Annotated in this window: 14 protein-coding genes; 9 read left to right on the top strand and 5 right to left on the bottom strand. The window is 38.7% G+C overall.

The annotated features are described in order from the left end of the window. Positions 1 to 23: 23 nt before the first annotated feature. A complete protein-coding gene (locus tag ACK2M2_RS02750; protein WP_419346048.1) occupies positions 24 to 1,103 on the bottom strand; it encodes a hypothetical protein in 1,080 nt (359 codons plus the stop codon). Between the two features lie 259 nt (positions 1,104 to 1,362). Between ACK2M2_RS02750 and pheS the strand changes: the two genes are divergently transcribed. The 3 genes from pheS to ACK2M2_RS02735 all read left to right on the top strand — a co-directional run bounded on the left by pheS (position 1,363) and on the right by ACK2M2_RS02735 (position 5,191). Next, positions 1,363 to 2,343: a phenylalanine--tRNA ligase subunit alpha gene (gene pheS / locus ACK2M2_RS02745; protein WP_419346047.1), complete on the top strand. Its 981-nt coding sequence runs from the start codon at positions 1,363 to 1,365 to the stop codon at positions 2,341 to 2,343. Between the two features lie 173 nt (positions 2,344 to 2,516). Next, positions 2,517 to 4,898 carry a phenylalanine--tRNA ligase subunit beta gene (gene pheT / locus ACK2M2_RS02740; RefSeq protein WP_419346046.1) on the top strand — a complete coding sequence of 794 codons (2,382 nt, stop codon included), beginning with the start codon at positions 2,517 to 2,519 and terminating at the stop codon, positions 4,896 to 4,898. Further along, positions 4,895 to 5,191, top strand: a complete 297-nt coding sequence (locus ACK2M2_RS02735) for an integration host factor subunit alpha (RefSeq protein WP_004723042.1) — start codon at positions 4,895 to 4,897, stop codon at positions 5,189 to 5,191. The genes pheT and ACK2M2_RS02735 overlap by 4 nt, the downstream gene beginning before the upstream one ends. A gap of 277 nt (positions 5,192 to 5,468) precedes the next feature. Here ACK2M2_RS02735 and ACK2M2_RS02730 read toward each other — a convergent pair whose 3' ends face one another. The 3 genes from ACK2M2_RS02730 to trxA all read right to left on the bottom strand — a co-directional run bounded on the left by ACK2M2_RS02730 (position 5,469) and on the right by trxA (position 8,014). Next, positions 5,469 to 5,717: a hypothetical protein gene (locus tag ACK2M2_RS02730; RefSeq protein WP_409510367.1), complete on the bottom strand. Its 249-nt coding sequence runs from the start codon at positions 5,715 to 5,717 to the stop codon at positions 5,469 to 5,471. Between the two features lie 377 nt (positions 5,718 to 6,094). Continuing rightward, complete coding sequence (gene rho, locus ACK2M2_RS02725; protein ID WP_409510368.1) at positions 6,095 to 7,363, bottom strand: transcription termination factor Rho; 1,269 nt, start codon at positions 7,361 to 7,363, stop codon at positions 6,095 to 6,097. A gap of 324 nt (positions 7,364 to 7,687) precedes the next feature. Further along, entirely contained in the window at positions 7,688 to 8,014 is a 327-nt protein-coding gene (gene trxA, locus ACK2M2_RS02720; RefSeq protein WP_409510369.1) for a thioredoxin, read from the bottom strand. A gap of 281 nt (positions 8,015 to 8,295) precedes the next feature. On the opposite strand from trxA, the gene ppx reads away from it, so the two are divergent. Genes ppx through ACK2M2_RS02695 form a run of 5 tightly spaced genes read left to right on the top strand, consistent with a single transcriptional unit; the run spans position 8,296 to position 13,501 of the window. Then, on the top strand, positions 8,296 to 9,816 hold the full coding sequence (gene ppx, locus ACK2M2_RS02715; RefSeq protein ID WP_419346045.1) for an exopolyphosphatase: 1,521 nt from the start codon (positions 8,296 to 8,298) through the stop codon (positions 9,814 to 9,816). Between the two features lie 50 nt (positions 9,817 to 9,866). Then, on the top strand, positions 9,867 to 10,691 hold the full coding sequence (locus ACK2M2_RS02710; RefSeq protein ID WP_409510371.1) for an acetyl-CoA carboxylase carboxyltransferase subunit alpha: 825 nt from the start codon (positions 9,867 to 9,869) through the stop codon (positions 10,689 to 10,691). Further along, positions 10,628 to 12,040 (top strand): tRNA lysidine(34) synthetase TilS, encoded by a 1,413-nt coding sequence (tilS, locus tag ACK2M2_RS02705; RefSeq protein WP_419346044.1) that lies wholly within the window; start codon positions 10,628 to 10,630, stop codon positions 12,038 to 12,040. The genes ACK2M2_RS02710 and tilS overlap by 64 nt, the downstream gene beginning before the upstream one ends. Before the next feature lie 35 nt (positions 12,041 to 12,075). Continuing rightward, positions 12,076 to 12,906 (top strand): pyrroline-5-carboxylate reductase, encoded by an 831-nt coding sequence (gene proC / locus ACK2M2_RS02700; RefSeq protein ID WP_409510373.1) that lies wholly within the window; start codon positions 12,076 to 12,078, stop codon positions 12,904 to 12,906. Positions 12,907 to 12,931: 25 nt separating this feature from the next. Continuing rightward, positions 12,932 to 13,501, top strand: a complete 570-nt coding sequence (locus ACK2M2_RS02695) for a YggT family protein (RefSeq protein ID WP_419346043.1) — start codon at positions 12,932 to 12,934, stop codon at positions 13,499 to 13,501. Between the two features lie 90 nt (positions 13,502 to 13,591). On the opposite strand, the gene polA is transcribed toward ACK2M2_RS02695, so the two are convergent. Then, the gene (polA, locus tag ACK2M2_RS02690; RefSeq protein WP_419346042.1) at positions 13,592 to 16,357 is read right to left on the bottom strand and encodes a DNA polymerase I; all 2,766 of its coding nucleotides are present in this window, start codon (positions 16,355 to 16,357) and stop codon (positions 13,592 to 13,594) included. A 146-nt stretch (positions 16,358 to 16,503) separates the two neighbouring features. Here polA and ACK2M2_RS02685 point away from each other — a divergent pair, with 146 nt between their 5' ends. Next, positions 16,504 to 20,124 carry a DUF2339 domain-containing protein gene (locus ACK2M2_RS02685; protein WP_419346041.1) on the top strand — a complete coding sequence of 1,207 codons (3,621 nt, stop codon included), beginning with the start codon at positions 16,504 to 16,506 and terminating at the stop codon, positions 20,122 to 20,124. The last annotated feature ends 42 nt before the right edge of the window (positions 20,125 to 20,166 follow it).

The following is a 20,166-nucleotide window of genomic DNA, read 5'->3' as shown; positions in this document are numbered from 1 at the left end:
CTATTAGCGAATGTAAGATAAAATTACAAACCAAAATAGTAGGCGCAGACGCAAATAATAATCGTCAATAAAATTAAAGGAATAACTCCATATTTTGCTGATTTGACTTCAAGGTGAGCACTTGATTTTGGTGAAACTTTTGGTTTCGATGAATCCGAATCAAATGGAGAGGTAATTTCTTTGGGTGTTAAACGTGCAGTTTTATAGTGATTGGCAACTTTCACAATAAACTTCGCCATTAAATCATCTAATTTTTGCGAAAAATGTCGTAAATTCAATTGCTCATCGGGTGTGAATACAGTGCCATCCTCATGATAAGGGTGTTGGATTTTTTGTGTAATAAATAATGATAATGCATCTAAGCGATGCAAACTTTCATGCGCATAATCAGCTTGATAATCGGTAGGTAATAGTGACATTTTTACATTGTTTGGATTAAAGCTTGTAGGACTTAGAGAGGCTTGAGTTGAATGATCTTCGCTTGTGTGCACTTGTTTTGAAGTCAATGTCGATGAATTAGAGCCACTAAAAGGTAAATGTAAATTGGCAGGTGGTGTGAAATCTTGAGCAAATTTACTATTAAAAAGCTCATTGTCTGTATATACCTGAATATCATCCCAATTTGGTTGTATTAAATCTTGTTCTACACGTTTGATGAGTTTGCTATTTAGTTCAAAACGCCAAAGTGACTCGAAGCGGACATTGCTTCGTTGTGATGTGGGTACATCAAAATCATTGTCTGCTTGATACCATTCAGCTAGTTCTTTACCGAAAATCCATGCGGATTTTTTTTGTTTGTCATGGCTGACAATAAAATGTGTGATAGGTAAAAGTTCAACATTGCTATTCGGATTTTTTTCATCATTTAAAATAGATGAGTTGTGCAGACTGAGTTTGTATACGCCTTGCTTTTTTAAGCCCTCTAGCCAAATTTGAAAATGCTGTGCTAATAAATGTTGACTGATTAAATCTCGAAATGCAAAAGCATGCTGATTAAAAATGGCATGATCGACCCAATGGCTAAAACTTATATTTTGAGTGAGGTATTCATTGCCATAACTCACAAGCGTAAGTTGCTGTTTCCAAATTTGATCGAGTGCCATTCTTATAAATCTCTATAATGAGATTGTTATTTTATACACTTTATAATTTAAATTTCTAGCACTGCAACGTAAATCTAGATGGAAAAAATGCGCTTAAGTTCTCAGGATGATTGAATATTTGTTGTCAGATTGAGAATGAGTGCTCAAAGTGGGATGGTTCCTCGGTATTTTCCTGTGTTTGGTCTTCATCCTATTGCATAAAAACTGTTAGAATAAAGGGTTATATTATTTTTTCTAAATTGTTGCTTTGAGAGTTACTATGTCATTGGAAGCCCTGACCACTGAAGCGCTCGCTGCGATTGCAGCAGCTCAAGACCTTGCGACACTCGATCAAGTTCGAGTGCAATTTACAGGGAAAAAAAGCCAACTTGCTGAGCAGTCAAAATCACTCGGTAAAATGGATCCTGAGCAACGTAAAGTCTTTGGTGCGCAAATTCACGCTGTGCGAGAAGCGATTACTGCTGCATTGACTGAACGCCAGACAGAATTACAAAAAGCAGCGTTAGAACAAAAACTTGCAAGTGAAATGATCGACATTACTTTGCCGGGTCGTGGTCAAACTGTGGGTAGTATCCACCCTGTAACTCAGGTTCAGGAGCGTATTTGCCAATTCTTTACCAAAGCAGGTTTTTTAGTTGCAACGGGTCCTGAAGTTGAAGATGACTATCATAATTTTGAAGCATTGAATATTCCAGGACACCATCCTGCACGTGCAATGCATGACACATTTTACTTTGATGTAAATCATTTATTACGTACGCATACTTCGGGTGTACAAATCCGTACCATGGAAACACAACAGCCACCAATTCGTATCGTGTGTCCAGGTCGTGTATATCGTAATGACTCGGATCAAACGCATTCACCAATGTTCCATCAAATCGAAGGTTTGTATGTTGCAGAAAAGACGAGCTTTGCTGAATTAAAAGGCTTACTTGTGAATCTACTCAATGAATTCTTCGAAAAAGATTTAAAAGTTCGTTTCCGCCCATCTTACTTCCCATTTACAGAGCCAAGTGCCGAAGTGGATATTATGGATGAACGTGGTAAATGGTTGGAAGTTTTAGGTTGCGGTATGGTGCATCCAAATGTACTACGTGCAGCAGGCATTGACCCTGAAAAATATACAGGTTTTGCTTTTGGTTTAGGTGTAGAGCGTTTTGCAATGTTGCGTTATGGCATCAATGACTTACGCATGTTCTACCAAAATGATGTGCGTTTCTTACGCCAGTTTGCTTAAACAGATTTTTTATTCATCTTCTCGTAATTATGAGAAAAGGATGAAACGAATTATTTTTTAGATTTTATAAATTCCCCTAAATCCCCTTTAAAAAAGGGGGACTTACATCCCTGAACTGGAGTAAGGATTGCTCTCTTTTTAAAGAGGGCTAGGGGGGTTAAGGAAATGAATGTATGAAAATTAGCGAAAATTGGCTTCGCACATGGGTTAATCCTGCAATTGATAGCGATACTTTATCCAATCAACTGACTATGTTGGGTTTAGAAGTTGATGGTATGGATCCTGCAGCAAAACCATTTACAGGTGTTGTAGTTGGTGAGGTACTCACCGTTGTTCAACATCCTGATGCAGATCGTTTACGTGTTACCACGGTCAATATCGGTTCGGGTGAGCCATTACAGATTGTATGTGGTGCACCAAATGTGCGTGTAGGTATGAAAGCACCTGTAGCAACTATTGGTGCGGTTTTGCCAGGCGATTTTAAAATCAAAAAAGGTAAACTTCGTGGTGTTGAATCGCAAGGTATGCTATGCGGTGCTTCTGAAATTGACCTTGAAGATAAAATTGATGGTCTTTTAGAGTTACCAAGCGATGCACCTGTTGGTATAAATATCCGTGAATATCTAAATTTAGATGATCACGTGATTGATATCAGCATTACGCCAAACCGTGGTGATTGTTTCAGTATTCGTGGGATTGCACGTGAAATTGGTGTAATTAACCAATTGCCTGTGACTGTACCTGATATTAAACACGTTGTTGCAACTATTACTGATGAAAAGAAAGTTGTAATTTCAACAGACGGTTGCCCACGTTATTTGGGTCGTGTAATTAAAAACGTCAATACTAAAGCGTCGACACCAGTATGGATGGAGCGAGCTCTTGCACGTTCAGGGATTCGTCAGCATAGTATTTTGGTTGATATTACCAACTATGTGTTGATTGAATTGGGTCAACCTCTACATGCCTTTGATGGTGATAAAGTTCAGGGTTCAGTTCAAGTTCGTCAAGCAACGGCTGCGGAAAAATTAACATTGCTCAACGAGCAAAAAGTTGAATTGTCTGAAAAAGTAATGGTGATTGCAGATGATGCAAAAGCCTTGGCAATTGCAGGCATCATGGGGGGGATATCTTCTTCTGTGACCGATGAAACCACTGAAATTTTCTTAGAGTCTGCATTCTTTGCTCCGCTTGCAATTGCAGGTCGTGCACGTAGCTTTGGTCTACATACCGATGCATCACAACGCTATGAACGTGGTGTGGACTTTGAATTGCCAATGATTGCAATGCATCGTGCATCACAATTGATTAAAGAGCTTGCAGGCGGTGAGTTCGGTCCAATTACCGTTGCGGAACAAGCTGAGTTACTTCCGACTCGTGAAGCGATTGAATTAAATCAAGCTCAAGTTGATCAATTGTTAGGTTATCAGGTTGAATCAGACTTCATTACCGATGCATTGACTCGTCTAGGCTGTACAGTGACTGTTAAAGCTGTAGGTGAATGGACAGTGGTTCCACCATCACATCGTTATGATATGACTATTTACCAAGATTTGATTGAGGAAGTGGCACGTATTCACGGCTATGACAATATTCAAATGAATCTACCTGTAATTGATGTGAAACTTGCAAAACATCAAGATCAATTTGAATTGCCACAATTGCGTCAAACTTTAGTGACTTTGGGTTACCAAGAAGCAATTAGCTTTAGCTTCTCTGATTTAAAACTTGAAAAACAATTGAATCCATCAGTAAATCCATTGGCATTGGCAAATCCAATCTCAAGTGATTTAGCAGTGATGCGTTCAACACTACTTTCAAGTTTGATTCCATGTGTTCAGTATAATATTAACCGCCAACAAAGTCGTGTACGCTTCTTTGAGTTAGGCTTACGTTTCGATTATCAAAATGCAAAAAATATTGATGATCTAAAGCAAATCCCAACTTTGGCAATGATTGCTGTTGGGGCAAAAACTGCTGAATCTTGGCATGGAAAGCCGCAGTCTATGGACTTCTTCGATTTTAAAGGTGAAGTGGAAGAACTTTTAGGCGCTGCGCGTGTACAAGCAGATTATGTTCGCTCAACACGTGAATGGTTACATCCAGGTCAGTCTGCTGAAATTTTAGTCGCTGGAAAATCAATTGGTTATCTAGGTCGTTTACATCCATCACTAGAGGATGAACTTGATTTAGGTACAACTTGGGTTGCGGAACTCGATCAGTTGGCTGTTTTGCAAACTTATGTATCTAATTTTACAGAATTATCACGATTTCCATCGGTTAGACGTGATATTGCGCTTTTAATTAGTGATAATATTAATGTTAGTGAAATTCAGCAACTTATCGGAAAAGCGGGCGGAGAGCTTTTAGACTCATCCTGGTTATTCGATGTGTACACTGGTCAAGGTGTTGAAAACGGCAAACGCTCACTTGCATTTGCATTGTTATGGCAACACCCATCTCGTACGCTCGAGGATGCTGAAATTAAGTCCGGTATGGATCATATTATTCAAGTGTTGGAAAGCACTTATCAGGCGACATTGAGGGCCTCATGACAGCATTAACAAAAGCAGAAATGGCTGATCATTTGAGTGAGCTTACGAGTTTAAACCGTCGTGAAGCGAAGCAAATGGTTGAATTGTTTTTTGATGAAATTAGCCAAGCATTAATTGCTGGTGAACAAGTCAAACTTTCAGGATTTGGTAACTTTGAGCTGCGTGACAAGCGCCAGCGTCCAGGTCGTAATCCAAAAACTGGGGAAGAGATTCCAATTTCAGCACGCCGTGTTGTGACATTTCGTGCAGGTCAAAAATTTAGACAGCGTGTGGGTACAGAACAGGAAGATTAATTTTTTCTAGTATGTTTCTCTATACAGAAGCTTCAGGTAATTCGTTACCTGAAGCTTTTTTATACTTGTAGATTTCAGTAATCTAAATTTGATAGTGAATTTGTTACTTGAGTTGTGAATAGGGTTACTGGTTGATCTCGTGGTTAAAGCTTGAAGGGTATTGCTGTGTTTATTTAATTCTTTGAATATTATTATTTATTTGGATGGTAATATTAAAATTGAGGTATAAAAAAAGAGAACCAAAGGTTCTCTTTTTTGATAATAATCTAAACGATTATTATTGAGCAGCAGAAGCTGGAGCAGCGTCAACAGCAGAAGCTTCAACTGGAGCAGAAGCAGCTTCAACAGCAACAGAAGCAGCTTCAACAGCAGCAGAAGCTTCAACAGCAGCTTCAGAAGCAGCTTCTACAGCTTGAGATGCAGCAGCAGTAGCATCAGTAGCAGCTTCTTCAGTTTTTTTAGCACAACCAACGAAAGCTAAAGTAGTAGCAACTGCAGCAGCAATAGCGATTTTTTTGAATAACATGGCATCACTCTCATAAATATTAGAGAAAAAAAAACCCAGGTTAGCCTGTTTTTTGCTTTTGCATGAGCAGTCTAACTGGTATGTCAGTATGCTATCACTGTATATTTTGAATTTCTACTGGCTAGATGAAAAAAAGTAGAAATTTTGATGAAAAAATGACATATTTTTAACAGTAAATTACAATTGAAAAGTTATTCTAGATTGGAAGGTTGATAGTAAGTGATTAAAAAATAAGTTAAAAATATAGATAATGTATTGAAAAATCATCACTTTGTAATTTTAGATACAGGGTTTTGATGAAAATGTGTACTTATGTAACTAATGTCAACCAATAAAAAAGCCACTTATTTGAGTGGCTTTTTTTGAGATTTAAAAAATTAATTTGCAGCTTTACGTTTCATTTGATCAAAGAAATCATCATTTGTTTTGGTTTCTTTCATACGATCAAGCAAGAACTCCATTGCAGCTAGTTCATCCATTGGGTGAAGTAGCTTACGTAGAATCCAAACTTTACGTAGATTTTCTTCGCTCATGAGACGCTCTTCACGGCGTGTACCTGATTTCTTAATGTTCATGGCTGGGAACACACGCTTTTCAGCAATGCGGCGATCAAGCGTAATTTCTTGGTTACCTGTACCTTTGAATTCTTCGTAGATCACTTCATCCATTTTACTGCCAGTTTCAATTAGGGCGGTAGAAATGATGGTTAGTGAACCACCTTCTTCAATATTACGTGCAGCACCGAAGAAACGCTTAGGGCGTTCAAGTGCATGTGCATCTAAACCACCAGTAAGCACTTTACCTGATGTTGGAATCACAGTGTTATAGGCACGTGCTAAACGAGTGATTGAGTCAAGTAAGATGACAACATCTTTTTTATGCTCAACCAAACGTTTTGCTTTTTCGATCACCATCTCAGCAACCTGAACGTGACGAGCAGGAGATTCATCAAATGTTGATGCAACAACCTCACCACGAACAGTACGTTCCATTTCCGTTACTTCCTCTGGACGTTCATCAATAAGAAGAACAATAAGGAAGACTTCTGGGTTATTACGAACAATCGATTGCGCGATGCTTTGTAATAACATTGTTTTACCCGCTTTAGGCGGTGCAACAATAATAGAACGCTGACCTTTACCAATCGGTGCGATAAGATCGACAACACGTGCAGTTAAATCTTCAGATGAACCATTACCCAATTCCATCACAAGTTGCTCTGTTGGGAAAAGTGGTGTTAAGTTTTCAAATAGAATTTTATTGCGTGAGTTTTCAGGTGTGTCGTAGTTAATTTGGTTAACTTTTAATAGTGCAAAATAGCGTTCGCCTTCTTTTGGTGGGCGAATCGTACCTGTAATGGTGTCACCTGTGCGTAGGTTAAAGCGACGAATTTGTGACGGACTTACGTAAATATCGTCTGGACCTGCAAGATATGAACCTGCAGCAGTACGTAAGAAGCCAAAACCATCAGATAAAATTTCCAGTACACCATCACCGAAAATTTCTTCACCATTCATGGCATGACGTTTTAAGATGGCGAAGATAATATCTTGTTTACGGTTACGAGCCATTCCTTCAAGGCCCATAAACTCAGAAATTTTAATGAGTTCGCCAATCGGTTTTTTCTTGAGTTCAGTTAAATTCATAGGTGATCAGATTGATATAAGAATGTGTGGTACACAGATAGATAAGAAAGGAAGCAAAAGTCGTCCGCAGATCGAAAAACGAGCAGCAATTGTATGTGCACAATAACAAAACTCAGATTTCAAATAATTTTTTCGAGGAGAAAAAGTGTAATACAATTTCTATTGCCGAGCGGCGTCTTATGTGTTGTCTTTTAAGGAACTAGAAATGTAACTTTGGATTCCTTGATGAAAGAATATAAGTGAGATCAAGTGATTTGTCAATTTTCTGCTCAAAAAAATACGCTATCGAGGATAGCGTATTTGAAAAACCGATTGATTTACAAATTAGATGTTGTCATCTATGAATGCAGTCAATTTTGATTTAGGTACAGCACCGATTTGTTGGGCAACAACTTCACCGTTTTTAAACATCAATAATGCAGGAATATTACGGATGTTATAGTTCACAGCAGTTTCTTCACATGCAGTCACGTCAACTTTAACGATTTTTACTTTACCTGCGTATTCGTCAGAAAGTACTTCAAGTACTGGTGCGATTGCTTTACAAGGCGCACACCAGCCAGCCCAAAAGTCAACAATGACAGGGATGTCAGACTGTAAAACATCTGCTTCGAAGTTTGCATCAGTTGTATTTACGATATTACCAGACATGGATTTGGCTCCAAAAATTGAAAAGATGTATCTATGCTATGAATATAAGTATTACATAGTCATCTTTAACTATGTAGGGGATGTTTGAAATTTTCGTCTTTTAGGGTGACTTTGTCCAATTGATGCTCACGATACTGGTTATCGGATTCATCTCTATTGTCATACAAATGTCATATATGTATAAAAAATGGGAGACTGTTAAATTGTGTGCATAAATGGCTTTTAAATTGCATGTATGTGAATTAATCTAAGCAACAATTCTAAATGAGTTTGTACAAATCATGTCTGATTTTTTGATTGATGAAGAGTTACTTGCAGCCATAGATATGGGATCAAACAGTTTCCATTTGGCGATCGCCCGTGTAGATCATGGTGAAGTAAAAAAAGTTGCTTCGATGTCAGAAAAGGTTCAGCTTGCCGCAGGGTTAGATGAAAATAAAAATTTAACAGAAGCTGCACAGCAACGTGGTTTGGCATGTTTAGCACGTTTTGTTGGGCGTTTGAGTTCAGTACAGGCCAATCGCTTGCGAATTGTAGCGACCAATGCATTAAGACAAGCCAAAAATGGACAAGAATTTATACAAAAAGCGGCAGAAATTTTACCCAAGCCGATTGAAATTATTGCAGGTCGTGAAGAAGCCCGCCTGATTTATTTGGGTGTCTCACATACTATGGCGAACAGTGGTCGTCGTTTAGTGATTGACATTGGTGGTGGTTCGACTGAACTGATCATTGGTGAAGAGTTTGAACCTATTCATACTGAATCATTACAAATGGGCTGTGTTGCTTATACAAAAGCGTATTTCCCTGAGGGTGAAATCAGCCCAAAAGATTTTGATAAAGCTGTGGTTGCCGCACGTAAAGAAATGTCAGGTATTGCTAATACGTATAAGGCTGAAGGTTGGGATACGGTTGTTGGTTCGAGTGGCACAATTAAGGCATGTCGTCAGATTTGTATCAATATGGGTTGCAGTGATGATCAAGAAAGCCTGACTCGTCAAGGCTTGGATAAACTCAAAGAGAAATTGCTGAAGTTTAAACATATTTCAGATATGGATTTTGATGGCTTAAAAGAAGATCGTCGAGCGGTACTACCTGCGGGCATCGCTATTTTATATGCTATTTTTGAAGTCTTAAATATTGATAAATTGATTTACTCCGATGGCGCATTACGTGAAGGTGTGATGTATGACCTATTGGGACGTTTTCAGCATGAAGATATCCGTGATCGTAGCGTACAAGCAATGATGGGGCGTTATGGTGCAGATCCAAAACAAGCTGAACGCGTGGTAAGCACCGCACAACATTTGTTTGATGGTGTTGCGACAAAACTGAATCTGAATAGTGATGATAGTGATTTATTACGTCGTGCTGCATATTTGCATGAAATTGGTCTAGCCATCAGTCATAGTGGATACCATAAGCATAGTGCATATTTACTACAGCATTCTGATATAGCCGGTTTTTCACAAATTGATCAAAATTATTTGTCACATTTGGTCGCTCATCATCGCAGAAAGTTACGTAGCGATGCGCGAATTGATGCGCTCAGAGTCGGTGGAAACAAGCTTGTTTATCTTTGTCTCTTGTTAAGACTTGCTGTTTTACTCAATCATAGTCGAAGTGATGAGATGCTTCCTGCCATTGAATTACAGGCAGTGAATGAGCAACAATGGCAACTCAGTGTTTCCGGTGATGCCAAACAATGGCCTTTGCTTATAGCGGATTTGCATGATGAGCAAGTACAGTTTAAGCATTGGGATATTGAGCTGAGTATTCATTCGGAACAGTTTATCAATTAACAACTGATTGAAGAGTTATCTTTCGGTGAATCAGGGATCATTCTCGAGTTATGAAAAGTAAAGCTGCCCAGTCTAAAGCCTGGAAAACGGTTCAAATTGCACGTCATCCAGAGCGTCCACAATTTCTAGATTATGTCGGTGATATATTCACTGAATTTGATACATTGCACGGCGATCGTGTGTATGGTGATGATGGTGCAATGATTGGTGGATTGGCTCGCCTTGATGGTCAGCCAGTGATGGTCGTAGGACAACACCGTGGTCGCAGTACCCGTGAGAAATTGCAACATAATTTTGGGATGAGTAATCCTGAAGGTTACCGTAAAGCACAGCGTTTAATGGATATGGCTGAGCGTTTTAATTTACCTGTTTTTACTTTTATTGATACCATGGGTGCATACCCTGGTGTTGGTGCAGAAGAGCGTGGTCAAGCAGAAGCAATTGCGACAAGTCTTGCGCAACTTTCAAGTTTGAAAGTGCCTGTAATTGCAACGGTATTGGGTGAAGGCGGTTCTGGTGGTGCCTTAGGTATTGGTGTTGCAGACCGTGTGATTATGCTCTCTCATAGTATTTACTCTGTAATTTCACCTGAAGGTTGTGCATCTATTTTGTGGAAAACAGCTGAAAAAGCAGAACAAGCAAGTGAAGCTTTGGCTTTAACAGCAGATAAATTGCAAAAAATGGGCATTGTAGAATACGTTGTCGATGAAGGTGAAGGTGCACATTTACATCCTGAGCAAATTATGGATCAGCTCAAAGCTGTGCTGAAACAGGCGCTAGAAGAATTACAACCGATGAGTGCTGAAGAACGATGCGAAGCACGTTACCAACGTTTAATGAAATTTGGCAGCGACAATTCAGGACTGACACTCTAAGTCAGTACAGTCGATTCACCGACCAAACAACCTTCCTGATTGGATGCAGTGGCGGCATGGATTCCATGCTGCTTCTGCATTTAATGTCTGCGCTTTTTCCGCGAAAAGTCCGTGCAATCTATATTAATCATCAACTGCAAAAAGTCAGTGATGTGTGGGCGATTTTTGTACAAGAACAATGCCTAAAACTAAACATTCCTTGCATCATTCAAAATGTTGATGTGCAGCAGGGTAATCTTGAAAATCAAGCACGAGAAGCACGTTATCAGGCTTTTGCCAAGCACCTAGATAAGGGTGAAATTTTAGTTTTAGCACATCATCAACAAGATCAAGCTGAAACTTTACTCTTGCGCTTACTTTCGGGTACAGGCGTTCAAGGAATGGCGGCGATGCGAAGTATCGATGTTCAACAAAAAATAGATCAGGATATTCACATTTGGCGTCCACTATTGAATATCTCTCGTGAGCAGATTTGCCAATGGGTACAACAATCCGATATTCAGTATGTTGATGATCCGACAAATTTAGATACACACTATGATCGTGCATGGTGTCGGCATGAATTGTGGAAGATTTTGCAAAGCCGTTACCCCAAAATGCAACAGGCTTTGGCAAGAACGACTGTGCTTATGCAAGATGCTGATGAAATCTTAAATGAAGTTTTACAGCAAGATTTGGCAAAATGTGGCGATGCAACACAACTTGATTTAACCGCCTTTTTACAATTATCGAAAGCAAGGCAAAGGCAATTCTTATCTGCTTGGATGAGAGGTGATGAGCAATATCGTCCAACTTTTGATATGGTAGAACGCCTACAACGTGAAGTGATTGAAGCACGTGAAGATGCTCAATCGGCATTGCACAATCATGGTTTTTATTATGTACGCTATCAGGGCATATTGTATCGTTTAACTGAAGATGTATATTTAGCTGAACGGAAAAATAACGTGCTACAGCATACGAATATTATTTTTAAACTCAATACCGTACAAAAATTAATAGCAGGGCAGTTTCATATTGAGAATGTATTTACGAATCTTATTGGGCAAGATCAACAAATTGAAAAAAAAATAATAATGGGATTAAGTCCTTTATTATTAGGGAAAAAATTACAGCTCACACAGCGCCAAGGTGGTGAGAAAATTCATCTATATGGACGTGTCGGCAGTTGGCCGTTGAAAAAAGCTATTCAACAAGCACATATTTTTCCATGGATGCGTCATACAATTCAAATATTGAGCATAGATAATGTTATGCTTGGGGTCTTTACGCCAAAAGGTTTCTGGCTTGCGCAATCTGAGTATTGTGTTGAGGCTGGATGGCAACCAACGTTGATCTCCTGTTTTTAAAAATCCAGTTTATAAATCATGGTCGGGTGTGTTTCATGGGTACAGCTTTAAATTGTAATATTGGTTTCATCGGTGGTGGTAATATGGCACAGGCATTGATCGGTGGTCTGATCAGCCGTGGTTTGCCTGCTACTCGCATCACAGTTTCAGATCCTGTTGATGTGATTCGTGAACGATTACAGGAAAAAGATGTTCATGTTACTAGTGATAATATTACTGCAATTCAAAATGCCGATGTCGTTGTTTTGGCAGTAAAACCACAAGTCCTGAGTCAAGTGCTAAAACCACTTCATGGTTTGCTTGATGATAAATTAATCATTTCGATTGTGGCGGGTGCAGAGATTAAAACTATTGCAGACCTGACCAATGCTACTCGTATTGTCCGTGTGATGCCAAATACACCTGCATTGGTACAAACAGGTGCGCATGGTATGTATGCACATGAAAACGTGGATACTCAGGATCGCGATCTTGCTAGTCAAGTTTTGGCGGCTACAGGTTTAACGCTTTGGGTTAATACGGAAGCACAAATTGATGCAGTCACAGCGGTGTCAGGTTCAGGTCCTGCATACTTTTTCTATATGATGGAAAGTATGATTCGTGCAGGTCAAAACATGGGACTAGATGAAAAAGTTGCAACAGCATTGACCTTGCAAACAGCTTTAGGTGCGGCACAGATGGCGATTACAAGTGCAAGTTCACCTGCTGAATTACGTAAAAATGTCACATCACCGAATGGTACAACGCAAGCGGCACTTGAAGTTTTTGATCGTGCCCAAATCTCTCAAAATATTCAGACTGCACTTGCTGCTGCACAAAAACGTAGCCAAGAACTTGCACAAGAAATTAGCAATAACAGTAAGTAATTAATTGAATTAGGAACGCTCCAGTATGGGTATAGATTCTGCTCAGATGTTTGGCATTGTGATAAACGTAGCCATTTTGCTCGTATTTTTCCGTTTTTTAACGCAATTGGCGATGGTGAGCCCATATAATCCAGTTGTGTTGTCAACTGTGAAAGCGACTAAAATTGTCGATATTTTTGGTCGTATTTTTCCTACTTTAGCGAAAGGACGTGTTAATACTGCGGCATTGGTATTAATCATTATTTTGTATTTGCTTAAAATGTTTGGTGTGATGTATTTAAGTGGTCATATGATCACAAGCCCTGTGCATCTGCTCATTTTAACTTTTGTCAGTATGATTCAAGATTTGATTCGCTTCTGTAGAATTTTAATTTTTGCGACTATAATTTTGAGTTGGGTGGTAATGTTTACCCAATCTCGATCACCTTATATTGAAGTAATTCAAGAGCTTGCAGAACCATTGTTGGCACCATTCCGCCGTTTGTTGCCGAATATGGGTATGATTGATTTATCTCCAATTTTGGCGTTCTTGGCATTGATGATTGCTGAGCGATTGATGGATGAAGTTGCACGTACATTGTTGATTGGTTTTTAATTCATTCTAAAAATATGAATGAAGACATAAAAAAGGACTCTTTAACGAGTCCTTTTTATGTCTAAATTTTAATATTGGATTATAGGTGTTTTAATGTGCTTCATCCCAGTTTTTACCTTTACCCACTTCAACCAAAAGCGGTACAGATAAGGTAACAACTTTTTGCATGACATCTTGAATTTTTACAGAAATTTCATCTGCAATGTCTTCATCGACTTCAAAGACCAATTCATCGTGTACTTGTAAAAGCAGTTTTGCTTGATTTTTTGGCAAAATTTTATCGACTTCAATCATTGCCATTTTAATGATTTCCGCAGCAGAACCTTGTAATGGTGCATTAATTGCAGCACGTTCAGCACCTTTACGAACCATCATATTACTGGCTTTAATATCAGGCGTATACAAACGGCGACCTGTAATCGTTTCAACAAAACCTTGTTCCAACGCAATCTGACGGGTACGTTGCATATATTCATAAATACCCGGATAGCGATGGAAGTATTGCTTAATATAGTTTTGTGATTCTTCACGGGTGAAGCCAAGCTGACGGATTAAACCAAACTCAGACATACCATACAGTAGACCAAAATTTACTGCTTTAGCTTGACGACGTTGATCTGAAGTTACATCTTCAAGGGCAACACCCAAAACTTCTGAAGCAGTACGACTGTGAACATCTTGACCATGGTTAAAAGCATGAACGAGAGCCTCATCTTGTGAAAAATGAGCCATTAAGCGCAATTCAATTTGAGAATAATCGGCTGCAAGTAAGATGCGTCCTTCAGGCGCAATAAATGCTTGACGAATTTGACGACCAATATTTTCACGAACAGGAATATTTTGTAAGTTTGGATCTGTAGAAGACAAACGACCTGTTGCAGTCAAAGCTTGATGGTAGCTTGTATGTACACGTTGTGTTTCAGGATTGGCTTGTTTAAGTAAGCCATCTGTATAGGTGCTTTTGAGCTTGGTTAGACCACGGTATTCAATGATAAGTGCTGTAATCGGATGGTCAATTTTTTCTAAAATGGCCTCTGAGGTACTGTATTGACCTGTCGCAGTTTTTTTACCGCCTTTTAGTCCCATTTTTTCAAACAGTACTTCACCGACTTGTTTAGGTGAAGATACATTGAAACTTTCACCTGCAATTTCAATAATTTGGTTTTCAAGATCTTGAATGGTTTCAGAGAAGCTAATACTCAATTGATCGAGGAATTTTAAATCGAGTGCAATGCCGTTTTCTTCCATACGTGTTAGAACACTTGCAACAGGCACTTCAATGTTATGTAAAATGCTTGAAAGCTCAGGTAATTCCTTCAACTTACGATCAAGTACTTCGTATAAGCGGTAGGTAACATGTGCATCTTCTGCTGCATAGTGTGCAGCCGTTTCAATCTCAATTTGATTAAACGTTTTTTGTTTTGCACCTTTACCTGCAACTTGTTCAAATGTCGTAGTTAAATGGCTTAAATAAACACGCGCAACATCATCCATACCATGACGGGTTGCAACTGAATTGAGCACATAAGATGCCAACATGGTATCAAAGTACCAACCTTGTAAATGGATACCATGATTTTCAAAAATATGTGCATCATATTTTAAATGATGCCCAATTTTCTCAACGCTAGTATCTTCTAAAATCGGTTTTATTTGCTGAATAATGGCTTCACGATTCAACTGTTCAGGTGCACCTTCGTAATTATGTGCAAGTGGAACGTAGTAAGCATCTTTTGCATCAAAAGCCACTGAAAACCCAACCATTTCAGCAACACGGTAATCTAAACTTGTTGTTTCAGTATCAATCGCAAAACGTTTTTCTGTACTTAAGCGTTGGAAAAGCTGTTCCCAATCGGCTTGAGTCAGTATTGTGTGGTACTGTGCTACCCCTAAGAGATCATCATCACTTGTACTTTGGGCTTGATCGGTAATAGGTCTTGCTTCTGTGGTTGGTTCAGTTTTTACAATTTGCGTAGATGCTTGTTTGTAAACTGCTCCATTTGGATTGTTCGGGTGGTCAAGGGATTGTAATTGATTACGAAACTCTAATTCGGTGTAAAGGTTGCGCAATACATCTACATTGGGGTCAGTGAGTTTTAAATCTTCATAAGTGATATTGAGATCAAGATCAATCACAATGCTGGCAAGTTGATGATCAAGTGCAATACCTTCAACATTGTCTTTTAAGTTTTGACCAACTTTACCTTTAATATTATCGACATTTTCTAAAATGCCACCAATTGAACCATATTCATTTAATAGTTTTGCTGCTGTTTTTGCACCGACCCCAGGTACACCACGAATACCATCTGATGCATCGCCCATCAGGGTTAAATAGTCAATAATTTGATCGGGACGTACGCCAAACTTTTCAATTACCCCATTTACATCCATGGGTTTATCTTTAAAGCTATCTTCCAAAGTCACTTTGTCCGTGACCAACTGTGCCATGTCTTTGTCACCTGTCGAAATCAGGACTTGATGACCTGCGGCTTCGGCACGTTTTGCTAATGTGCCAATAATATCATCGGCTTCTGCACCAGGAAGCATATGCAATGGAATACCCAATGCACGAATGAGCGCATGTAGATAGGGGATTTGCTGTGCAAGTTCATCTGGCATACTTGGACGGTCACCTTTATAAATCGGTGAAAGTTCATGGCGGAAGGTTGGCTCTGGCGTATCAAAAATCACCGCCATATGCGTAGGTTGAATTCGGCGCATCAATTTTTGAATTGCAGAAATCGCACCACGGATCGCATTGGTCTGTAGTCCAGTCGATGTCGTTAACGGTGGGAGTGCATGAAAGGCACGAAATAAAAAGTAAGACCCATCGACTAATACAAATGGTGGCATTGATGATTTCTCAAAATAATGAAGCTAGGCATAGTTTACATGAGTTTGGATAAAAATGAGCTCAGGGTGACGGGAAAGGTCGGATGTACTATGATGCTATGATTCAAAATGAATGACTGATCTTTCTTTTTAATTCAGGATAGTCCATGCAATCACAACAAGAAGAACACAATACAACATCGAACATGGAGTCGGGTATAAGTCCCCAATATTCAGCTATACCAAATGACTATGGTTGGTTGACTAAACTCAATTTTTTGGTTTTAGCATGTTTTGGGATGGCTTTCCTGATTTTAGACGATGAGCCGAGATGGATTAGTGCAGTCGGATTATTTTTTTGTTTTATGTTGATTTTTGTCTTGAATGCTTTGAGTAAGCAACAACACATGATCTTGTTCCAACAAAGGCAAATTCAAGATTTATTGCAAGTACAGCGGTTGAATACAGCTAAAGAATTGAATAAAGAGAAATCCTCAGACCTTCTCAAAGCTGAAAGTAAAGAATTAGAAAGGTATGAACAAAATATTCATGTTCAAATGCTGGAACAGATGGAGTCAGATCATTTTGATCAAGTCTTTACACCAAATAATGGCGCAGAAGTTTTACATGATTCAGTTTTATCGGATCAACAGAATATTTCCACAACTTCTAGTTTAAATCCTTCAAATTTAGCAGATGCGAATGAAGAAGGTAGTTATGTAAAAGATGATTTTGTGAAAGCAAGTGATTACATAGAAGATTCACAAGTACGTTATGCAGAGAGTCAGTCACAACAAGCAGAACACAATGCACAATCTATAAACCAATCTGATCAAAGTAAAGAAAGTACCTTATTAAAAGACCTGAAAGGTATGACTTCGCTATGGAGTGCTTTTGTTGAATGGTTCAAAGGTGGAAATAGTATTGTCCGTATCGCTATTATCATTTTATTGATTGGGGTGATTTTACTATTACGTTTTGCTAGTGAATATTGGCAACCGACATTAAGTACAAAATTAGCAGGCATTGCTGTTGCAGGTGGCGTACTGACCGCAGTCGGGTATTGGCTACGCAACAAACGTTATGGTTATGCGATTAGTGTGCAAGGTGCGGGCTTAGGAATTTTATTCCTTGTTTTATTTAGTGCTTTTAAGCTCGCTGTTATCACTTCTGTCGCACTGAGTTACGGTTTACTCATTGGCTTGCTCGCCGTGACATTATTACTTGCTTTGAAACAAAATGCACTGATTTTGGCATTTATAGCCCTTGGAAGTGGTTTTATTGCGCCGTTTATTTTAAATACAGGCAGTAATAATATACCTGCACTGTTTAGCTATTATCTTGCGTTAAATATAGCTTTAGCCGTGATTGCTTTCTTTAAACCGTGGCGTATCTTAAATACCATTTCATTGCTTGCAACCTTTGGTGTCGGTGGACTGAGTATTTGGCTCAAAGCACAACCTGAACAATATGCTATGTTGAGCATATTGGTTTGGCTACATTTTGCTTTATATTTGTTTGTTTCAATTCGTTACAGCCAAAATATTGCACAGTATAAAATTGCTTTTAAAAACATACCATTGATAGATACTGCATTGATTTTTGCCACACCATTTATGGCGTTTACCTTATATGCAGGCTTGGTCTATCACAATCAGACAGCATTGAGTGTTGCAAGTGCAGTATTGGCATTGGTGTATTTTTTGGTGGGCTATGTCTTACATAAGAAGTCACAAGCTTTGACATTGTTGATTCAGAGTTTTTACGGTTTAGGATTAACTTTCCTTGCACTCATTTTGCCTTTTGCTTTTGATGCCCAATGGACGAGTACAGGGTGGGCAGTACAGGCATTGGCACTGATTTGGATGGGTTGTCGTCATCATTTAAAAAATAGTGTGTTGTATGGTTTAGTTTTACTTGGGGCCAGTAGTGCTTTTTGGCTGAAAAGCATTTTATTTGATGGAAACTTGAGTGTACTTGCTGTGTGTTTCCTGACTTTAGCTTATTTAGCAAGTGCTTATATTTTTAGCACACCTGAGCTGAATGAAAAATTGATCAATCATGATGTTGGTATAGATCATATTGATACAGAAGATGCCGTTGCAACGCCATTGGTACAGCAAATACAAAATAGTGCATTTTTAAGCAAGATGATGCAGTCTGCAACACTCGGAAGTTTGTTGATCTTACAATTTGTCGTTGTGTTGTATTGTTTTATGGTGGATCAAAATGATGTGCTCGTTAAAAATGCTGAATTAATGGCAGTCTTGACACTTGCATCAACAGTCATCGCTGTGCGTGTTTTTCAAGTTCAGCAACTGTCTAAAAATATGCAATTGTTTGCAGGTTGTGCGCTGTTTTACTTTGCCATGATTCCACTGGTTTTATGGCAGACCGATATCATTTCAATATGGTGGACATTGCAAGCATTAAGTATGCTAATTATCACGTGTTTATACGCTGTTCCATCTATACGAAATGCCTCTACAGTTTTGTTGTGGGCGAGTGCTATTTGTGCAATATCTGCTATTTTCGGTGAGCAAAATTTACGTTATATCGTCGTAGTTTTATTGATTATAGTCAACACATTTATTGCGTATTGGTTATGGTATAAAGTCAAACCTGCATCCACTCAGATTGATCGAACAAGTGCCTGTTTGAATCTTAGTTTGTCATTCATTTTTGTTCCATATGTGTTGTATAAAATATGCGATTTGATGCAATGCGATTTATACAGTATCGCTTTGCCATTGTTGTTGTGGTGGGGCATTCTTACATTAATTTATTGCTTCAAACATCAAGTGCTTGATCAAATTTGGTTGTCACTGAGTATTATTCTTTTATTTATTGGTGTGAGTGAAATTGCAGTATTGAGTGCTTTTATTACAAAAAACTTTCAGTTTTGGACGATTGAACCTGTCTATCAAATACCGATGTTAATGACTATTGCCTTGTGGTTTATGGTCTTTATCTTCTGTCTAAAAGTTTTCACTAAGCAAATGAAGTTATTCTTAAAACAGTTCTTTATGTTGCTTGCTGTTTTGTTGATGGCAGTCTTTGGTGGATTGTTGGCATCGAATCAACTCGCATTTATTCCAATGCTGTTGTTATTGCCTGTTGTTGTCTTATTAGCATCGTTAAAAGTGAAGCCTTTACAGTTTGTACAGCCTTATTGGCAGGGCAATATCAGTATTGTCCTTGTTGGTGGTTTGAGTGTATGGCTCATTAGTCTATTGCAAAATGGACAATGGAACTTGCCGTATATCACTTTACTCAATCCGATGGATGCTTTAAGTATCGGCATTTTTGTGATCTGTATTTTTGCGATGAAACCATTAATACAAACGCAAGGGCGTGAACTACAAATTGCCAATATGGCAATCATGATTGTGACAGGTCTAATGCTGATCAGCAGTGTGATGTTGCGTAGTTTATATCACTATATGAACTTGCCTTATTGGTCGGTTGAGGCTTGGCAGAATGGTACAGTTCAAGCAAGTTTAACGATTCTTTGGGTGGTACTAGCACTGATTTTGACCACCTTTGCGAGCAAAAAGTCGTTACGTCATGTGTGGATGCTCGGCATTGCTGTATTGGCTTTGGTGATTGCAAAATTAATTTTCTTAGATTTGTCACACACACATACCATTACACGCATTGTTTCCTTTATTGGTAGTGGTTTGGTGATGTTGGTGATTGGTTACTTTGCACCGTTACCGCCTGCACAAAAAATTGTTAACCAATTGGCTGAAGATGGTGACGAGAGTAAAGACCAACCTAAAAATTAGAAATGTTGTTGTAGAAAAAGACAATCCATAAAACAAAAAAAG

Source organism: Acinetobacter sp. TY1, from assembly GCF_048551395.1.
GTDB lineage: Bacteria > Pseudomonadota > Gammaproteobacteria > Pseudomonadales > Moraxellaceae > Acinetobacter.
This window is presented reverse-complemented; position numbering and strand designations above follow the sequence as displayed.